At 73.6% G+C, this 18,209-nt stretch carries 17 protein-coding genes and 1 pseudogene; 11 read left to right on the forward strand and 7 right to left on the reverse strand.

Annotated elements, in window-relative coordinates; all coding sequences use genetic code 11:
* Window positions 1–19 precede the first annotated feature (19 nt).
* Window positions 20–565 (forward strand): G/U mismatch-specific DNA glycosylase, encoded by a 546-nt coding sequence (gene mug / locus CEB94_RS06570; protein ID WP_175431262.1) that lies wholly within the window; start codon window positions 20–22, stop codon window positions 563–565.
* Between the two features lie 4 nt (window positions 566–569).
* On the opposite strand, the gene CEB94_RS06575 is transcribed toward mug, so the two are convergent.
* Genes CEB94_RS06575 through CEB94_RS06585 form a run of 3 tightly spaced genes read right to left on the reverse strand, consistent with a single transcriptional unit; the run spans window position 570 to window position 2,705 of the window.
* A complete protein-coding gene (locus CEB94_RS06575) occupies window positions 570–1,001 on the reverse strand; it encodes a hypothetical protein (RefSeq protein ID WP_175431263.1) in 432 nt (143 codons plus the stop codon).
* A 55-nt stretch (window positions 1,002–1,056) separates the two neighbouring features.
* Complete coding sequence (locus CEB94_RS06580) at window positions 1,057–1,782, reverse strand: ABC transporter permease (protein WP_175431264.1); 726 nt, start codon at window positions 1,780–1,782, stop codon at window positions 1,057–1,059.
* Between the two features lie 2 nt (window positions 1,783–1,784).
* Window positions 1,785–2,705 (reverse strand): ABC transporter ATP-binding protein, encoded by a 921-nt coding sequence (locus tag CEB94_RS06585; RefSeq protein ID WP_175431265.1) that lies wholly within the window; start codon window positions 2,703–2,705, stop codon window positions 1,785–1,787.
* Between the two features lie 108 nt (window positions 2,706–2,813).
* On the opposite strand from CEB94_RS06585, the gene CEB94_RS06590 reads away from it, so the two are divergent.
* The 3 genes and pseudogenes from CEB94_RS06590 (at window position 2,814) to CEB94_RS06600 (ending at window position 5,895) form a co-directional block, all read left to right on the forward strand.
* Window positions 2,814–3,983, forward strand: coding sequence for a sensor histidine kinase (locus CEB94_RS06590; RefSeq protein ID WP_175431266.1), 1,170 nt, complete (start codon window positions 2,814–2,816; stop codon window positions 3,981–3,983).
* A 14-nt stretch (window positions 3,984–3,997) separates the two neighbouring features.
* A complete protein-coding gene (locus CEB94_RS06595) occupies window positions 3,998–4,660 on the forward strand; it encodes a response regulator transcription factor (protein WP_175431267.1) in 663 nt (220 codons plus the stop codon).
* 90 nt (window positions 4,661–4,750) lie between these two features.
* Window positions 4,751–5,895 (forward strand): annotated as a pseudogene (locus CEB94_RS06600) (ROK family transcriptional regulator).
* Between the two features lie 100 nt (window positions 5,896–5,995).
* Here the strand turns inward: CEB94_RS06600 and CEB94_RS06605 are convergent.
* Both CEB94_RS06605 and CEB94_RS06610 read right to left on the reverse strand, forming a co-directional pair.
* Window positions 5,996–6,757, reverse strand: coding sequence for a GntR family transcriptional regulator (locus tag CEB94_RS06605; protein WP_175431268.1), 762 nt, complete (start codon window positions 6,755–6,757; stop codon window positions 5,996–5,998).
* Window positions 6,758–6,926: 169 nt separating this feature from the next.
* Window positions 6,927–7,808: an RNA polymerase sigma-70 factor gene (locus CEB94_RS06610; RefSeq protein WP_175431269.1), complete on the reverse strand. Its 882-nt coding sequence runs from the start codon at window positions 7,806–7,808 to the stop codon at window positions 6,927–6,929.
* Between the two features lie 109 nt (window positions 7,809–7,917).
* On the opposite strand from CEB94_RS06610, the gene CEB94_RS06615 reads away from it, so the two are divergent.
* The 5 genes from CEB94_RS06615 to CEB94_RS06635 all read left to right on the forward strand — a co-directional run bounded on the left by CEB94_RS06615 (window position 7,918) and on the right by CEB94_RS06635 (window position 14,046).
* Window positions 7,918–8,571 (forward strand): NADPH-dependent F420 reductase, encoded by a 654-nt coding sequence (locus CEB94_RS06615; protein WP_175436917.1) that lies wholly within the window; start codon window positions 7,918–7,920, stop codon window positions 8,569–8,571.
* A gap of 107 nt (window positions 8,572–8,678) precedes the next feature.
* Window positions 8,679–9,509: an alpha/beta fold hydrolase gene (locus CEB94_RS06620; protein ID WP_175431270.1), complete on the forward strand. Its 831-nt coding sequence runs from the start codon at window positions 8,679–8,681 to the stop codon at window positions 9,507–9,509.
* Between the two features lie 42 nt (window positions 9,510–9,551).
* A complete protein-coding gene (gene pdxR / locus CEB94_RS06625) occupies window positions 9,552–10,991 on the forward strand; it encodes a MocR-like pyridoxine biosynthesis transcription factor PdxR (RefSeq protein WP_175431271.1) in 1,440 nt (479 codons plus the stop codon).
* A 126-nt stretch (window positions 10,992–11,117) separates the two neighbouring features.
* Window positions 11,118–12,680 (forward strand): alkaline phosphatase D family protein, encoded by a 1,563-nt coding sequence (locus tag CEB94_RS06630; RefSeq protein WP_175431272.1) that lies wholly within the window; start codon window positions 11,118–11,120, stop codon window positions 12,678–12,680.
* Window positions 12,681–12,789: 109 nt separating this feature from the next.
* Window positions 12,790–14,046, forward strand: a complete 1,257-nt coding sequence (locus CEB94_RS06635) for a GNAT family N-acetyltransferase (protein ID WP_175431273.1) — start codon at window positions 12,790–12,792, stop codon at window positions 14,044–14,046.
* Between the two features lie 7 nt (window positions 14,047–14,053).
* Here CEB94_RS06635 and CEB94_RS06640 read toward each other — a convergent pair whose 3' ends face one another.
* Complete coding sequence (locus CEB94_RS06640; protein ID WP_175436918.1) at window positions 14,054–15,274, reverse strand: trans-sulfuration enzyme family protein; 1,221 nt, start codon at window positions 15,272–15,274, stop codon at window positions 14,054–14,056.
* Between the two features lie 67 nt (window positions 15,275–15,341).
* Here CEB94_RS06640 and CEB94_RS06645 point away from each other — a divergent pair, with 67 nt between their 5' ends.
* Window positions 15,342–15,833 (forward strand): Lrp/AsnC family transcriptional regulator, encoded by a 492-nt coding sequence (locus CEB94_RS06645; protein ID WP_175431274.1) that lies wholly within the window; start codon window positions 15,342–15,344, stop codon window positions 15,831–15,833.
* Between the two features lie 31 nt (window positions 15,834–15,864).
* The gene (locus CEB94_RS06650) at window positions 15,865–17,556 is read left to right on the forward strand and encodes a DUF885 domain-containing protein (protein WP_175431275.1); all 1,692 of its coding nucleotides are present in this window, start codon (window positions 15,865–15,867) and stop codon (window positions 17,554–17,556) included.
* 31 nt (window positions 17,557–17,587) lie between these two features.
* Here CEB94_RS06650 and CEB94_RS06655 read toward each other — a convergent pair whose 3' ends face one another.
* Entirely contained in the window at window positions 17,588–18,106 is a 519-nt protein-coding gene (locus CEB94_RS06655; RefSeq protein WP_175431276.1) for an immunity 21 family protein, read from the reverse strand.
* Window positions 18,107–18,209 lie beyond the last annotated feature (103 nt).

Genomic DNA, 18,209 nt, shown 5'->3' on the forward strand with positions numbered 1-18,209 from the left:
GCCGGCCGGGGAGTCCGCGATGGCGCGTTTCACACCCGAGGAACTGGAGGCCGCCCGCGACCGCGTCGTGCCCGACGTGGTCGCGGAGGGTCTGCACGTCCTGTTCTGCGGCATCAACCCCGGCCTGATGACGGCCGCGACGGGCCATCACTTCGCCCGCCCGGGCAACCGCTTCTGGCCGGTGCTGCACCGGTCCGGCTTCACGCCGCGGCTGCTGAAGCCGTCAGAGCAGCAGGAGTTGCTGTCGTACGGGCTCGGCATCACCAACGTCGTGGCGCGGCCCTCGGCCCGGGCCGACGAGCTGGGCGCCGAGGAGTACCGGGAGGGCGGGCGGCTGCTCGCGGCGAAGGTGGCACGGCTGCGGCCGCGCTGGCTGGCCGTGGTGGGGGTGACCGCGTACCGCGCCGCGTTCGACGACCGCAAGGCGCGGGTGGGGCCGCAGTCGCGGACGATCCGGGACACGCGCGTGTGGGTACTGCCCAATCCGAGCGGGCTGAACGCGCACTGGACGATTCAGACGATGGCGGAGGAGTTCGGGCGGCTGCGGGACGCCGCCGGGGCCTGATCTCCTAGGGCGGGTCGGTCTCCGTGACCAGGGCCAGCAGCTGGACCTCCCGGGACGTGTCCCGGTCCCCGACCGCCACGGCGACCCAGCGTCCCGTGCCCTCCACCTCCCACAGGTGGGCGACGCTCGCCCGCGCGCTCAACTCGGCCCAGGGGCGGGGTATCTCCTCCCGCTCGGTGCGCAGCAGAACGGTCTGCAGGTTGTAGGGGTCCGTGTCGCCCCAGCGGGAGGCGAGGAGCTCGTAGACGGTGTCCCGGTCCTTCTCGTACTGGTCGATCGTCACCGCGCGAGCGGCCGGGTCGTCGCCGGTCGCGGCTTCTAACACCGCGATGTGGTGACCGGGTCCCGAGACGCCGACGTCCGACGGGCCGTGCTCCGCCGGAAAGGGGCGGTAGCACAGCTCGTCGATGAGGGCGATGTGCTGTGCGATGTTCATGGGTCCAGTAAACCCGGCCCCACTGACACTTGGCGGGGCGTCATCCGGCTCGCCGTCAGGCGTCTCTGCGGCGCACGCTCCAGGCTCCCGCCAGCAGTGCGGCGGCCGTCCACAGCGCGGTCACCGCGAGCCCCGACCAGGGCCCGAGGGTGCCGTCGTACGTCTCCCGGAGGACGAGTTGCCCCGCCTTGTCGGGCAGGAAGTCGGCGACGGTGCCCGTCGCGTCTCCGATCACGAACGACACGACGAGGATGAACGGCACCAGCAGGGAGAGGGTGGCCACGCCGCTGCGCAGCAGGGCGGCGATCCCGGCGGAGAGCAGGGCCATCAGCATGAGGTAGACGCCGCAGCCCACGACACCGCGCACCTGCTCACCGGTGCTGAGCCCGTCGGCCGCCGGGCCGAGCCCCGTCCGCCCGACGAGGAGGGCGGCGAGGGCCGTCAGCACCCCCACGAGGAGCGTCGGCACGGCGATGACGGCCGCCTTGGCCGCGAACCACCGGCCGCGTCGCGGCACGGCGGCCAGGGAGAGCCGGAGCGCGCCCTGGTGGAACTCCGACGACACCGCCATGGCCCCGAACGAAATCGCCGCGATCTGGCCCGGGATGACGCCGGACAGGGCCGTGAACAGCGGATCGAACCCCGGGTCCGAGGCATCGGAGACGCCGGCGATCGCGGAAAACGCGACGGTGGCCGCGAACAGCGCCAGCAGCGCTCCCGGGAGCGAGCGCAGCGTGCGGACCTTCAGCCACTCGGAGCGCAGTACGGGCGTGAATTCCATGGTCAGGCCTCCTGGGGCTGTGCGGCGAACTCGGTCTCGGCCCCGGTGAGGTCGAAGTAGGCCTGCTCCAAGGTGCCCTCCTCGGTGGCCAGTTCCAGAACCGGCACGCCCGCGGCCGAGGCGATGCGGCCGATGTCGTCCACGCGCGCGTCGTGCACGGTCCAGTGCCCGTCCGCCTGTTCCTCGGCGGTGTGGCCGTGCCGGGCGAGGGCCGACTCGAGGGCGGCGGGGTCGGTCGTGCGGATGCGGACGCGGGGCTGCACGCGCGCGTGGATGAAGTCCCGCATCGGGGTGTCGGCGAGGAGCCGGCCCCGGCCGAGGACGACGAGATGGTCGGCGAAGGACGCCGTCTCGTTCATCAGATGGCTGGAGACCAGGACCGTGCGGCCCTCCCCCGCCAGTCGGCGCAGCAACGTCCGGATCCACACGATGCCTTCGGGATCGAGGCCGTTGGACGGCTCGTCCAGCATGACCACCTCGGGGTCGCCCAGCAGAGCGGCGGCGATGCCGAGCCGCTGGCGCATGCCCAGGGAGTACGTCCGCACGCGGCGCCGGGCCACCGAGGCCAGACCCGTCTCCTCCAGGACCTCGTCGACCCGACGGTCCGGGATGCGGTTGCTCGCCGCCAGGACACGGAGATGGTCGCGGGCGGTGCGGGAGCCGTGCGCGGCCTGCGCGTCGAGCAGGGTGCCCACGTGGCGCAGGGGTTCGCGCAGCGTCGGGTAGGGCCGACCGCCGATCGTGGCGGCACCGGCGGTCGGCCGGTCGAGGCCGAGCACCAGCCGCATGGTGGTGGACTTTCCGGCGCCGTTCGGGCCGAGGAAGCCGGTGACGCGGCCGGGCCGCACGCGGAAGGTGAGCCGGTCCACGGCTCGCCGGCTGCCGAACTCCTTGGTGAGGTCCTGGACGTCGATGCTGGTCATGGCGACAGCGTGGCGGTTGGTCCGGGGTGCGGTCCTCCCCCGGTGGTGGAGATCGTCTCCCCCGTGCGGGGGAGGCTCGCTGTCGGTGCCGGCTGGCACCATGACGCCATGGTCCGCATGCTGCGCCCGTTCACCCGGGCGGTGACGTACACGCGGTGGCTGCATCTCTGCGTGGCCATCGTGTGGCCGTCCCTGTGGCTGTTCGTCGACGAGGCGTGGTGGACCGTGGGCACGGCGACCGTGCTGCTCGGTCTCGCGGGCCTGGTCCCCGCCATGCGGGTCGTGGAGGGGTTCCAGGCCAGGCTGCTGCTGACCGGCCATCGGGAGGGCAGCGAGAGCTCGGAGATCGTCGTCGCCCCCTCGGCCACGTGGGGCGACCGCGGGCGGATGGTGGTGTGGCTCCAGACGCGGCTGTTCCTCGGCGCCCTGGTGTCGCATCTCGCCCTCCAGCTCCTCCTTCTCGGGGTGGACCTGGTGTCGACGGCGCTCAGCGGCGAGCGCGCCGGCGGTGCCTGGCTTGCCGTCGAGGGTCATCACTGGTGGCACGCCCTGCTCGCGCCCCTGCCCCTGGTCCTGGCGGCCGCGGTCGTGGTCGGCTCGGGGCACCTCATCACCCGCATCGCCCTGCGCCTGCTCGGCCCCTCCCCCCTCGAGCGGCTCGCCGCACTGGAGGAGCGCACGGAACAGCTCCTGGAACGCACGCGTATCGCCCGCGAGTTGCACGACTCCATCGGCCACGCGCTCACGGTCGCCGTCGTGCAGGCGGGGGCCGCCCGGGCGGCGGGCGATCCCGCCTTCACCGATCGCGCCCTGGGCGCCATCGAGGAGACCGGCCGGGCCGCCCTGGAGGATCTGGAGCGGGTGCTCGGCGTCCTGCGGGAGTCGGAGAAGCCGGTGAGCGGCAGACCGACCCTCGCGGACGCCGACCGCCTGCTGGAGTCGGCCCGCGCCTCCGGGGCGAAGGTCGACGCCGAGGTGACCGGGCCGGTGGAGACGGTGCCGGGCCCGGTGGCCCGGGAGGGCTACCGGATCCTCCAGGAGTCGCTGACCAACGTGCTGCGGCACGCGGGGGCGGTCCCGGTGCGCGTCCGTGTGCACGTCACCGACGACACCCTCGTCCTCGCGATACACAATCCGCTGCCGGCCGGGACGCCCGGCTCCGGGCGCGGCAGCGGGCTGCGCGGGATCCGGGAACGCGCGGCCCTGCTCGGCGGGCGGGCCCGGACCGGACCCGACGAAGGCGACTGGCAGGTCCATGCCGAACTGCCGTTCAGCTGATCTACGCTGGTCCGATGCCGGTCACCGTTCTCCTCGTCGACGACGAACCCCTGGTCCGCGCGGGTCTGCGGGCCGTGCTGGAGGCGCAGCCCGACATCGAGGTCGTCGGGGAGGCCGCGGACGGGGCGGCGGTGATCCCGCTCGTGCGGCGGCTGCGGCCGGACGTGGTCGCCATGGACGTCCGGATGCCGCTGCTGGACGGCATCGAGGCCACCCGGGCGTTGCTGCGGACGGTCGCGGATCCGCCGCGGATCCTGGTGGTGACGACCTTCGAGAACGACGAGTACGTGTACGAGGCGCTGCGGGCGGGAGCCGACGGGTTCCTGCTCAAGCGGGCCCGGCCCGCCGAGATCGTGCACGCGGTGCGGCTGATCGCCGAGGGCGAGTCGCTGCTGTTCCCCGCCTCGGTGCGGCAGCTCGCCGCCGAGTACGGCGACACCGCCGGGAACCGCGCGGCACGGGCCGTGCTGGAGCGCGCCCGGCTGACCGAGCGCGAGGCCGAGGTGCTGCGGCTGATGGCGCGGGGCCTGTCGAACGCGGAGATCGCCGCCCGGCTGGTCGTGGGGACCGAGACGGTGAAGTCGCATGTCAGCGCGGTGCTGGCGAAGTTGGGGGCGCGGGACCGCACCCAGGCGGTGATCGCGGCGTACGAGTCGGGCTTCGTGGCGCCGGGCTGATCGCCGAGGGGCCGGTGCCTGCCCCTCGCCGGGGTGTGCCGGGTCGAAGTACGATCCGGCCAACGCGCGCACGACCTGGGAGGACGGACGGTGGGGCGGCTGACCGGCGGGGATCCCTCGCTGCTGCGAAGGATCAACTCCGCGGTGGTGCTGCACGCGCTGCGTGCCACGGACTGCGCGACGCTGACCGAGATCACCCGGGTGACGGGGCTGTCCCGGCCGACCGTCGAGGGCGTCGTCGAGGGGCTCATCGAGGCCGGGCTGGTGGTCGAGAAGGCGGCCGAGGAGGGCGCTGCCCGGCGGCAGGGGCGTCCGGCGCGGCGGTTCCGGTTCCGGGCGGAGGCCGGGCATCTGCTGGGGCTGGAGGTCGGGGCGCATCGGGTGGCCGCGCTGCTGTCCGACCTGGACGGCCGGGTGATCGGCGCCCAGGCCAGGGAGGTGTCCGAGACGGCGGGGGCCGACGAGCGGCTGGAGCGGCTGCGCGGGGCCGTCGCCGAGCTGTTGCGGCGGGCCGGGGTCGCGCGCGGGTCGCTGCGGGCGGTGGGCGTGGCGACGCCCGGGATCGTCGAGGCCGACGGCACGGTACGGCTGGGCACGGCGCTGCCGGGGTGGACGGGGCTGCGGCTGGGCGAGCGGCTGAGCCGGTCGTTCAAGTGCCCGGTGCTGGTCGAGAACGACGCCAACGCGGCTGCCGTCGCCGAGCACTGGAAGGGGGCGGCCACCGAGTCGGACGACGTGGTGTTCGTGCTGGCGGGGCTCAGCCCGGGCGCCGGCTCGCTGATCGGGGGCCGGCTGCACCGGGGCTACGGCGGAGCGGCCGGCGAGATCGGCGCGCTGCACCTGCTGGGCCGGGAGGTGACGCCCGAGAGGCTCCTGTCGACCACGGACGAACCCCTCCACCCCCTCGACGAGCAGGCGGTCGCCGAGGTCTTCGCGCAGGCCCGCGAGGGCGACCAGCGGGCCCGCGCGGCCGTCGACCGCTTCATCCGGCGCCTGGTCCACGACGTGGCCGCACTCGCCCTCGCCCTGGACCCGGAGCTGGTCGTCATCGGCGGCTGGGCAGCGGGCCTGGACGGCGTCCTGACCCCCTCCGCCAGGAACTCGCCCGCTACTGCCTGCGCCCCCCGGAGGTGACCCTCTCCAGTCTGGGGGACGCGGCAGTGGCGACAGGCGCCCTCCGCCTGGCCCTGGACCATGTGGAGGAACAGCTCTTCACAGTGGAACGCCCCTCTTAGGGGCGCGCGGCTGTGTCGACATGCGGCTCCGCCGCGTGGGCGCGACCAGCCACGATGAGCCCGCAGCCCGCCACGCGGAGCGCCACCCCGTACGGCACGGTCAGGACGCCCGCTGCTGAGGCCCGGCGTGGATCTCCACACCCCCCGAGTCACCGAAGGTAAGGCGGCACGTGTCAGCGCGATACGTCGCCACCGACAACGCGGCCGTCCGCCCCCCGGCGACGAACCGCGTGGTCACCACCAGCACGGGCGCCCCGGGCAGCCGGTCCAGCTCCTTCGCCTCGTCGGCGCCGGCGGAGCCGAGCTCCACCGCGTTCTCCTGCCGCTCCGGCTCCAGTCGCTGCAGCTCCCGCAGCACCGCACGCGCGCGTGCCGCTCCGGACGGCGCGTCGATGCCGGAGAGCTCGGGCACCGAGGACTGCGGGATGTACAGCAGCTCCGCGGCCACCGGCCGGCCGTGCGAGACGCGGGAGCGCCGCACGATGTGCACGGGCTCGTCCCGGCCGGTCTCCAGCGCGTCGGCGACGGCCGCCGGCGGCACGGCCGTCGTGCAGTCGACGGGCTGCCAGGCGTCCTCGGGGCCGCCCGGCCAGGTGTGCGGGCCGGTGCCGAGGGAGACGCCCATGCGGGGCGGCGCGACGGTCGTCCCGACACCGCGGCGGCGCTGCAGCCTGCCTTCGAGTTCGAGCTGCTCCAGGGCCTGCCGGAGCGTGGCGCGGGCGACGCCGAAGCGGGCCGCGAGATCGCGCTCGTTGGGCAGGATCTCCCCCACCGAGAACTCCGAGTCGAGCGCTTGACTGAGCACCGTCTTGAGATGCCAGTACTTCGGTTCCTGTACCGATTCCAGCTGCGTGGTCCCCACCCTGTCCTCCGCAATCGCCGTGGTCGGCGGCGTTTTAGCGCCCTTGTTTATTAAAGGTTGTTGCACTTCTCTGCGACCATAGGGCGGCCCTGATCCTTGGTCAAGACCAATGGCCGGGAACGTTCACGGGGCGTTCATACGGGGCCGCGGACCGGGCCCGTGGGGGCGTTCAGGCGGCCAGGGACCGCAGCTTGTCGGGGTTGCGGACGATGTAGACCGACTGCACACGGCCGTCGGCCACGTCGAGCTGGAGGACGGAGTCGGGCTTGCCGCCGGACAGGATCAGCACGGCCGGGCCGCCGTTGAGCTCCAGGAAGCGCACGGTCAGGCCCGGGAGGCCCTTCTGCGCGGCGCCGACGAGGAAGCGGCCGACCTTGTCGGCGGTCTGCACGACGCGCAGCGGCGCCCGCGCCTTGCCGCCGCTGTCGCCGACCAGCCGGACCTCCGGGGCGAGCAGCGCCATCAGACCTTCGAGGTCGCCGTCCGCCGCCGCGGCGAGGAACCGTTCGGTGAGCTCGCGCTGCTGGGCGGGGTCGACCTCGTAGCGCGGGCGCCGCTCCTCGACGTGCTTGCGGGCCCGCCCGGACAGCTGGCGCACCGCCGGTTCGCCGCGGTCGAGCATGGCGGCGATGTCGGCGTACGGGAAGCCGAAGGCCTCGCGCAGCACGAACACGGCGCGCTCCAACGGTGACAGCGACTCCAGTACGACGAGGACGGCGAGGGAGACGGAGTCGGCGAGCACGGCCCGCTCGGCGGTGTCCGGCACGGTGTCGCCGAAGTCGGTGGCGTACGGCTCGGGCAGCCAGGGTCCGACGTAGGTCTCGCCGCGGGCCTTGATCTGGCGCAGCCGGTCGATGGCGAGACGGGTGGTGATCCGTACGAGGTAGCCGCGCGGTTCGCGCACATCGTCGCGAGCGGCACCGGACCAGCGCAGCCAGGCCTCCTGGACCACGTCCTCCGCGTCGGCCACGCGTCCCAGCATGCGGTAGGCGACGCCCAGCAGGACGGGACGGTGCGCCTCGAAGACGTCGGTCGCGGTCTCGGTGGTCACGGCTCCATCCCAGCCCACCGATGCGGCTCTGTCCAGGCGGAACCATCCCTTCCCGGACAGAATGGCCGGCAAGGCGCCGGTGATCGGCGACACGGCTGCGGAGGTGGCGATGCGGTACGCGGTGCTGGGCACGGGGCAGGTCGGGCGCACGCTCGGCGGACGGCTGGTGGAGCTGGGGCACGAGGTGCGGCTCGGCTCGCGCACGCGGGAGAACACGGCCGCCGTGCAGTGGGCCGCCGCCGCGGGCCCCGGGGCGGGCGTGGGGACGTTCGCGGAGGCGGCGGCGTTCGGGGAGGTCGTGGTGAACGCGGTCGGCGGGCGGGTGGCGCTCGCCGCGCTGGAGGCGGCCGGGGCGGCGAACGTCGGTGGGAAGGTCCTCGTGGACGTGTCCAATCCGCTGGCGCTCGAGGAGGGTGAACTGCGGCTGTCGCCCGTCGAGTCGGACAGCGTGGGCGAGCAGATCCAGCGGGCGTTTCCGCTCGCGCGCGTGGTGAAGTCGCTCAACACGGTCAACTGCCGGGTGATGGTGGATCCGGCCGGTGTGCCGGGCGAGCACAACGTCTTCGTCTGCGGGGACGACCCGGACGCCAAGGCGCAGGTGACGGCGCTGCTCGGGGAGTTCAGCTGGCCGGCGGACCGCGTGCTCGACCTCGGCGGCATCCGGGCGGCCCGGGCCGTCGAGATGTGGCTGCCCCTGTGGGCCGGCCTGTTCCGGAAGTTCGGGCACGGCGAGTTCAACCTGGAGGTGCGGCGGGCCCGTTGAGCGGACCGGTGGCGTGAACGTGCCGACAGCACGGGGCTACCGGCGGGTAGCAATTGCTGACAAGCTGTCTACAGCGTCCGTCAGCGAGTACAGCCGAGGAGCACCCCATGTCCGCCACCGTCTCCTTCAAAGTCACCACCGCGCAGGGCGAGCAGAGCGTGACCCTGTCCTACACCCGCCGGGGCAGCGGCGAACCGCTGCTCCTGCTGCACGGCATCGGCCACCACCGGCAGGTGTGGGACCCGGTGATCCCGGCGCTGGCGGCCGAGCGCGACGTGATCGCCGTGGACCTGCCCGGCTGCGGCGAGTCGTCGGCGCTCCCGGACGGCATGGCGCACGACCTGCCCACGATGAGCACGGTCCTGACGGCGCTCTTCGGGGCTCTGGACATCGAACGGCCGCACGTGGCGGGCAACTCGCTGGGCGGCCTGCTGGCGCTGGACCTGGCCCGGGCGCAACTGGTCCGCTCCGTGACCGCTCTGTCCCCCGCCGGGTTCTGGAACGAGGCCGAGCGCCGCTACGCCTTCACCGTGCTGATGACGATGCGGCAGATCGCCCGGCGGATGCCGCTGCCCATGGTCGAGCGGCTGGCCCGCCCGGCCCTCGGCCGTACCCTGCTGACGAGCACCATCTACGCCCGCCCGGGCCGCCGTTCCCCCGAGGCCGTGGTCGCCGAGACGCTCGCGCTCGCCCGGGCCCAGGGGTTCTCCGAGACGCTGCGCTCCGGCCGGACCGCGCAGTTCACCGACGACATCGTGGGCACGCCGGTCACGGTGGCGTGGGGCAACCGGGACCGGCTGCTCATCCCCCGCCAGGGCGTGCGCGCCAAGGGCGTCATCCCCGGGGCCCGGTTGGTGCGGCTGCCCGGCTGCGGCCACGTCCCGATGAACGACGACCCGGCGCTGGTGGCCCGGGTGGTCCTCGACGGCAGCCGCTGACCGGCCCCGGGGCGGGCGGCGGAGCCTCTAAGGTTTCCCGTCATGAGGCCATCGCAGAGCGACCCGGGCGCAGGTGCGGCGTCCGCCGCCTGGGAGCTGCTGCTCCCCGCCGCCTCCGCTCCGGCCCGTACACGTGGCCGTTCCCTGCAGACGGCGCTGCGCGAGGCGGTCCGCTCGGGCCGGCTCGCGCCGGGCACGCGGCTGCCGTCGAGCCGGGACCTCGCGGCGGACCTGGGGGTGTCGCGCGGGCTGGTCACGGAGGCGTACGAGCAGCTGACGGCCGAGGGGTATCTGCGCAGCGGCCGGGGCGCGGGCACCTGGGTGGGCGCGGCCGTCCGGGCCGCGGAGCCGCGGGCGCACGATCTCGCTCCGCGCTCGCCCGGTACGCGCGCGGACTTCGTGCCCGGGACGCCGGACCTGGCGCTGTTCCCGCGCGCGGCGTGGGCCGCCGCGCAGCGCGGTGTGCTGGCGGAACTGCCGCACCAGGGACTGGGCTACCCCGATCCGCGCGGGCTGCCACGATTGCGTACCGCGCTGGCCGAACTGCTCGCGCGGCGGCGGGGCGTGGTGGCCGACCCGGAGCGGATCGTGGTCGTCTCGGGGGTGGCCCAGGCGACGGCCCTGCTCGGTTTCGCGCTGCACGCGCGCGGGGTGCGCACGGTCGGCGTGGAGGACCCGGGCAGCCCGCAGCACGACGCGCTGTACGGCGCGGCCGGGGTCACCGTCGTGCCGCTGCCGGTGGACGACGAGGGAGTCGCCCCGCAGCCGCTGCGGGCCTCGGGTGTCCGGGCCGTGGTGACGACTCCGGCCCACCAGTTCCCCACCGGCATCGCCTACTCGGCCCGGCGTCGCGCCGAGCTGCTGGACTGGGCGCGGTCGGTGGACGGCATCGTCCTGGAGGACGACTACGACGGCGACTTCCGTTACGACCGTGCTCCCGTCGGGGCGCTCCAGGGCCTCGACCCGGACCATGTGGCCTACACGGGCTCGGTCAGCAAGTCCCTCGCGCCGGGCCTGCGGCTGGGCTGGATGCTGGTGCCGGAGTCCTGGGCGGAGGAGATCGTCGAACGCAAGCGCACGATGGATCTCGGTCACCCGGCCCTCGACCAGGCCCTGTTCGCCCGCTTCCTGGAGCGCGGCGACTACGACCGCCAGTTGCGCCGCTGCCAGCGCGCCTACCGCGACCGGCGCGACGCGCTGGTCGCCGCCCTGGACGCGCACTTCCCCGGCTCCGAGGTGTCCGGGATCGCCGCGGGCCTGCACGTGATCGCCACACTGCCGCAGCGGTACGGGCCCGAGGAGCGGTTCCTGGCGCGCGTGGCGGAGGCGGGGGTGGCGGTGCACCCGCTGTCGGCCTACGCCCACACAAGGGCCCGGCCCGAGGAGGCCGAGGAGATCCGGCTGGTCCTGGGCTACGCCCATGTGCCGCCCGCCCGGATCGCCGACGGCGTGCGTCTGATGGCGGAGGCGGCGGCCGGGTGAGCCGACCGGTTCGCGGGTTCCCTCACCCTGCGGCCAGTTGTTCACTTGGGGTTCGTGTGTGCGCTGCGGCGTGCCAGTAGTTGTGGCTCTGCACACTTGGCCGATCCCGTCCCTGGAGGCGCATCCATGTCACACCGTCCGTTGCCCGGGCGCCGTAGCGTCCTGCGTGGCTCCCTCGCCGCGTCGGCGGCCCTGTCCCTGCCCGCCGCTCTCGGCGCGGCGCCCGCCTTCGCGCGCTCGGGGCGCCCCACCGCGGGGTGGGGTGTGCAGGCGGGAGACGTGACCTGCGACTCCGGGCTGGTGTGGGCGCGCTCCGACCGGCCCGCCCGGATGATCGTCGAGACGTCGGCCACCGAGTCGTTCCGCAACCCCCGCAGATGGCGCGGCCCGCTGCTGGGCCCGGGCACCGACTTCACCGGCACGACCCCGCTGCGCGGCCTGCCGTCCGGCGAGCAGATCCACTACCGCGTGCTGCTCGCCGACCCGGACGACCCGCGCCGCACCGGCGAGCCGGTCACCGGCACCTTCCGCACGGCCTCCGCCAAGCGCCGCGACGGCGTGCGGTTCGTCTGGTCCGGCGACCTGGCCGGGCAGGGCTGGGGCATCAACCCGGAGTTCGGCGGCTACACCATCTACAACGCGATGGCCGCCCTCGACCCGGACTTCTTCCTGTGCAGCGGCGACAACATCTACGCCGACGGCCCGATCACCGCGACCGTGGCCCTGCCCGACGGCCGGACCTGGCGGAACATCACCACCGAGGAGAAGGCGAAGGTCGCCGAGACGCTCGGGGAGTTCCGCGGCAACTTCCGCTACAACCTGCTCGACGAGAACCTGCGGGCCTTCAACGCCCGGGTCCCCTCCATCATCCAGTGGGACGACCACGAGGTCACCAACAACTGGTACCCGGGCGAGATCCTCACCGACACCCGGTACACCGAGAAGCGCGTCGACGTGCTCGCCGCCCGCGCCCGCCGGGCGTTCTCCGAGTACTTCCCGATCTCCACGCTGCGCCGCCCCCACGGCCGTGTCTACCGCGTGCAGCACCACGGGCCGCTGCTGGACGTGTTCGTCCTGGACATGCGCACCTACCGCAACGCGAACTCGCCGGACGACCAGCCCACCGACCCGCAGGGCATCCTCGGCCGCGAGCAACTGGAGTGGCTCAAGCGCGAGCTGTCCCGCTCCCGGGCGGTGTGGAAGGTGATCGCCTCCGACATGCCGGTCGGCCTCGTCGTCCCGGACGCGCCGAACATCGAGGCCGTGGCGCAGGGTGACCCCGGCAAGCCGCTCGGCCGCGAGCTGCAGATCGCCGAACTGCTGCGGTTCGTCAAGCACCGGCGGATCACGGGCACGGTGTGGCTGACGGCCGATGTGCACTACACCTCGGCGCAGCACTACCTGCCGTCGAAGGCCGCCTTCACCGACTTCGAACCGTTCTGGGAGTTCGTCTCGGGCCCCCTCAACGCCGGTGCCTTCCCGGCGAACGCGCTCGACGGCACCTTCGGACCGGACCGGGTGTTCGTGAAGGCACCGACGACCGCCAACGTCTCCCCCGCCGGGGGGTTCCAGTTCTTCGGCGAGGTCGACATCGACGGCCACAGTGGCGAGCTGACGGTCCGTCTGCGGGAGCAGGACGGCACGGTGCTGTTCACGCAGACGCTTCAGCCGGGCCTGGTCGGCCAGTAGGTACGGATCGCAACGTTTGAAGCTTCGACAAAGGGGGCACACTGCCCCCTTTACCCGCCGGTCACAATGCGTTCGCGGTCACGCAACACCGTTCCGTCACAGTGGGTGCATGACGCGAGAACTGACCCACGTGACGCACTCCGAAGACAACGGCCGCCCCGCCACCTCGTGGCAGCGGGTCGCGGCGGCGTTCCGCACCTGGCGGACACGACGTCAGGAACACGCACCGCCGACGGGTGATACCGAGTCCCCGGCACCGGAGCCGGTGCCGGGGACGAACACCCTGTGGCGGATGCGCACCACGGTTCAGGACGAGCCGGGGTCACTGGCGGCGCTGTGCGTCGCCCTGGCCGGGCGGCGCGTCGACATCCTGAGCCTCCAGACGCACCCGCTGGCCGAGGGCACGGTCGACGAGTTCCTGCTGCGGGGCCCGGCCGCCCTGCCGGCGTCCGCGATCACCACGGCCGTCGAGTCGGCCGGTGGCGCCGACACCTGGATCGAACGGGCCGACGCCCACGACCTGGTGGACGCGCCGACCCGGATCCTCGGACTCGCCGCCCGCACCGCCCTGGACGCGGCGGAACTGCCGCTGGCCCTGCGGCAGTTGCTGGGCCGGTGCACCATCCGGTCGCGGCCCGCTCCGGCCGGTGCCGGCGGGGCGCCGGAGGGCCTTCCGGTGGAGGGGGCACTCGACGACACGGTGATGCGCCTGCGCGCCCCCGAAGGCGGAGTGATCACCGTGGAACGGCCGTATCTGCCGTTCACGCCGACCGAGTTCGCCCGGGCCAGGGCTCTGGTGGAACTGGACGCCCGGCTCGGACCGCGTCTCCCGCACGGACGGGACGTGCTCACGCTCGCCGAGGGCGGCGACATCGCCGTGCGGCGGGCCGACACGCGTGATCTGGAGGCCGCCCGGGCTTTGCACGAGCGGTGCTCGGCACGCACGCTGAGGCTTCGCTATCACGGGCCGGTCCGTGACGCCGACCGGTATCTCAACCACCTGCTCAGCCCGAGGTTCGGCCGCACTCTCGCCGTGCAGACGGCCTCCGGGCGGATCGTCGGGCTCGGGCACCTCCTGTGGGACGGGGACGAGACGGAGGTCGCGCTGCTCGTCGAGGACGCGTGGCAGCGGCGGGGTGTGGGGGCGGAGTTGCTGTCACGACTGGTGGCCATGGCCGTCGAGGCGGGGTGCTCCAGCGTGTACGCCGTGACGCAGGCGTCCAACACGGGCATGGTCGCCGCGATGCGGGGGCTGGGGCTGCCCCTCGACTACCAGGTCGAGGAGGGGACGCTGGTCATCACGGCGCGGCTGGGTGAGGCGGTCGTGACGAGTGCGGAGGGACTCGGGAGCGCCTCCGCGCCGTAGGAGTGTGTCAGTTGGCGAGTGCGGCCGCGTTGTGGTTGTGCGCGCAGTTCCCCGCGCCCCTTTCGGGGCGTCGTCCCAACGCTCCGTCCAGATCCGACCACAGGTCCTCCACGTCCTCCAGGCCCACCGACATGCGCAGCAGCCGGTCGCTCACCCCTGCTCCCCTGCGGTCCTCCGCGTCCACGATGCGGTGGCTGATGGAGGCCGGGTGCTGGATGAGGGTGTCCACGCTGCCGAGGCTGACCGCCGGGGTGATCAGGCGGACCGCGCCGATCACCCCGTGCGGGTCGTCGTACACCTCGAAGGCGACCATCGCGCCGCCGATGCGGGGGTAGTGCACGCGGGCCACTCGCGGGTCGGCGGTGAGGCGGTGGGCCAGTTCGGCTGCCGTGGCGGAGGCCGCCCGGACCCGGACGGGGAGGGTGGACAGGCCGCGCAGCAGCAGGTAGCCGGCCAGCGGGTGCAGGACGCCGCCCGTGGCGAAGCGCACCTGGCGCAGCCGGCCCGCGAGTTCCTCGTCGCAGGCGACCACGCCCGCCAGAACGTCCCCGTGCCCGCCGAGGTACTTGGTGGCGCTGTGCAGCACCAGCCGCGCGCCGTGCTCGGCAGGGCGCTGGAGGACGGGTGTGGCGAAGGTGTTGTCCACGAGCAGCGGCACCGAGCCGCAGGCGTGCGCCACGGCCCGCAGGTCGACCTCGGCGAGGGTGGGGTTGGCCGGGGACTCGACCATGACCAGGCCGGTGTCCGGGCGCAGCGCGTCGGCGACACCCGCGGGGTCGGTCCAGGTCACCTCCGTGCCCAGCAGCCCGGCGGTCAGCAGATGGTCGCTGCAGCCGTAGAGGGGGCGTACGGCGACGACGTGGCGCAAGCCCATCGAACCGCGGACGAGGAGGACGGCGCTCAGCGCCGCCATGCCGCTGGCGAAGGCCACCGCCGCCTCGGTGCCCTCGAGACGGGCCAGGGCCGTCTCGAAGCGGGCGACGGTCGGGTTGCCGAGCCGCCCGTAGACGGGCGGGCCGTCGGGTTCGGCGCCGGTGGTGGCGAACGCGTCGATGCGGGCCGCCTCGCCGCGGCTGTCGTACGACGGGTAGGTGGTGGACAGGTCGATCGGCGGGGCGTGCAGGCCCTGCCGGGCGAGGTCGTCCCGCCCGGCGTGGACGGCCTCGGTGGCGAGGGCTCGCGGTGCGGTGCGTACGCCGTCGTCGGCGCGCGTGCTCGTTGTGTCCATGTCCATGGTGGGCAAGGGTGAACATCGAACGGGCCGTCGCGCGACCGTCCCGTGCTACGTTCGGCCGATGGCTGAATCTGTCGTACTGGATCCGGTGGATCTCCATCTGCTGCGGCTGTTGCAGAACGACGCCCGGGCGACCTACCGGGATCTCGCCGCGCAGGTCGGGGTGGCCCCGTCGACCTGTCTGGACCGGGTGACGCGGCTGCGCCGCTCGGGCGTGATCCTCGGGCACCGGCTGGAGCTGGATCCGGCCAAGCTGGGGCGAGGGCTCGAGGCCCTGCTGTCGGTGCAGGTCAGGCCGCACCGGCGGGAGCTGGTGGGGCCGTTCGTGGAGCGGATCCGGGCTCTGCCGGAGTCGCGTACGGTCTTCCACCTGACCGGCCCGGACGACTACCTGGTCCATGTAGCGGTCGCGGACATGACCGATCTGCAGCGGCTGGTGCTGGACGGGTTCACCTCGCGGCGGGAGGTGGCGCGGGTGGAGACCCGGCTGATCTTCCAGCAGTGGGAGTGCGGGCCGCTGCTGCCGCCTTCGCCCTCGGCTCAATCCGCGTGACGTGTGCGGTCCGTCGTACGAGGATGGCCGCATGTCTGAGATCAAGAGCCCGCTGCCCCGTGAGGTCGCCGACGCGTACGTCGACGAGCTCGTCGCCCTCGACCCGATCACCGGTACGTTCCTCGGCGACAAGGAGAGTTCGAGCAGGCTGCCCGACACCTCGCCCGCGGGCCAGGAGGCACTCGCGGAGCTGGCGCGCCGGACGCTGGCCCGGTTGGACGAGGCCGAGCGGCTGCCCGGCGCCGACAGTGACATCGAACGCCGGTGCGCGCGGCTGCTGCGCGAGCGGCTGGGCGCCGAACTCGCGGTGCACGAGGCCGACGAGAGCCTGCGTTCCGTCAGCAACCTGAGCTCCATCGCCCATGCGGTGCGGCAGGTGTTCACCGTGACGCCGGCGCAGACGCAGGAGGACTGGACGGCGATCGCCGAGCGGCTGCGCGCGGTCCCGGCCGCGCTGGAGGGTTACCGGGAGTCCCTGGCGCTCGGACTGGAGCGGAAGCTGTACGGCGGGCCCCGCGCCACGGCCACGTTCGTGCGGCAGCTGGGCGAATGGGCCGACGCGGACGGCGAGGGCCACGGCTGGTTCGAGCAGTACGCGGCCGCCGGCCCCGAGTCCCTGCGGTCCGAGCTGGACGCCGCCGCCCGCTCGGCCACCGAGGCCGTCGTACAGCTGCGCGACTGGATGCGGGACGTGTACGCCCCGGCGATCGAAGGCGCGCCGGACGTGGTGGGCCGCGAGCGGTACGCGCGCTGGGTGCGCTACTTCAACGGCACGGACCTCGACCTGGACGAGGCGTACGCCTACGGCTGGTCCGAGTACCACCGCCTCCTCGGCGAGATGAAGAGCGAGGCCGAGAAGATCCTGCCGGGCGCCGGCACGCCGTGGGAGGCGCTGGCCCACCTCGACGCGCAGGGCACGCACATCGAGGGCGTCGACGAGGTCCGCGACTGGCTGCAGAGCCTCATGGACGAGGCGATGGACGCGCTCGACGGCACCCACTTCGACCTGGCCGAGCGGGTGCGCCGGGTGGAGTCCCGCATCGCCCCTCCGGGCAGTGCCGCGGCCCCCTACTACACGCCGCCCTCGGACGACTTCTCCCGCCCGGGCTGCACCTGGCTGCCGACCATGGGCGAGACGCGCTTCCCGGTCTACGACCTGGTGTCGACCTGGTACCACGAGGGCGTGCCGGGCCATCACCTCCAGCTGGCCCAGTGGAAGCACGTGGCGCAGAACCTCTCCCGCTACCAGGCGAGCGTCGGCATGGTGAGCGCCAACGCCGAGGGCTGGGCACTGTACGCGGAGCGGCTGATGGACGAACTGGGCTTCCTGACCGACCCGGAGCGCCGGCTCGGCTACCTGGACGCCCAGATGATGCGGGCCGTGCGCGTCATCATCGACATCGGTATGCACCTGGAGCTGACGATCCCGGACGACTCGCCCTTCCACCCCGGTGAGCGCTGGACGGCCGAGCTGGCGCAGGAGTTCTTCGGCTCGCACAGCAGCCGGCCGGCGGACTTCGTGGAGAGCGAGCTGACCCGCTACCTGTCCATGCCGGGCCAGGCCATCGGCTACAAGCTCGGCGAACGGGCCTGGCTCCTGGGCCGCGAGAACGCCCGCGCCCGGCACGGCGACGCCTTCGACCCGAAGGCCTGGCACATGGCCGCGCTGTCGCAGGGTTCGCTCGGTCTGGACGACCTGGTGGACGAACTGTCCCAGCTGTAGGCGCACCCGCGCGCCTGTCTGCGGGGCGTCGCTATCGCGGCGCCAGCAGGCGCAGCCGGATCAGGTCCAGCCAGGTCTCCGGGCCCGGCTGGACTCGCGCCGCGCGGACCGCGTACGTGCCCGGTTCCAGGGCGACCCGGACCTGGTCGGTGCCCGCGAGGCCCGTCCCGGGCCAGGCCGCGTCGAAGAGGCGGACGGGCCCGGGCACCTTCCAGGTCGTCTCCGGTCCCCAGTCCGCCGTGGCGGTCGCCGGCGGGACGCTCGCCAGCAGTTCGTCCTCGGAGTTGGCGGCGCGCCACCGGACGAACATGCCGTGGTCGTGCAGATAGGCGGTCGAGGCGGGCTCGTCACCCAGGACCAGGGCGGTGCAGTCGCCGACCGGGAGGAGGCCGACGTGGCCGTCCACCTCGCAGGCCCGGTCGTAGTCCGAGGCCGTCTCCTCGCCGTCGGCGCCCGCCCAGAACGGCAGGACGGTCTCCGGTACCGCTATCAGCGGCCCGCCTCCCGACTCCACCCATTCCACTACGCCCGGCTCCGCGTATCGCACCATGGCGCAAGAACCTACAGGGTCAACTCGCGGCAAACGATCAGGGGTTCGGCAGCCGCAGTCGCCGGCGTCCCACCCTCGCCGAGCGGCCCGGCCCGCACGGGGA

The sequence above is a fragment of the Streptomyces hawaiiensis genome (genome assembly GCF_004803895.1).
Lineage (GTDB): Bacteria > Actinomycetota > Actinomycetes > Streptomycetales > Streptomycetaceae > Streptomyces > Streptomyces hawaiiensis.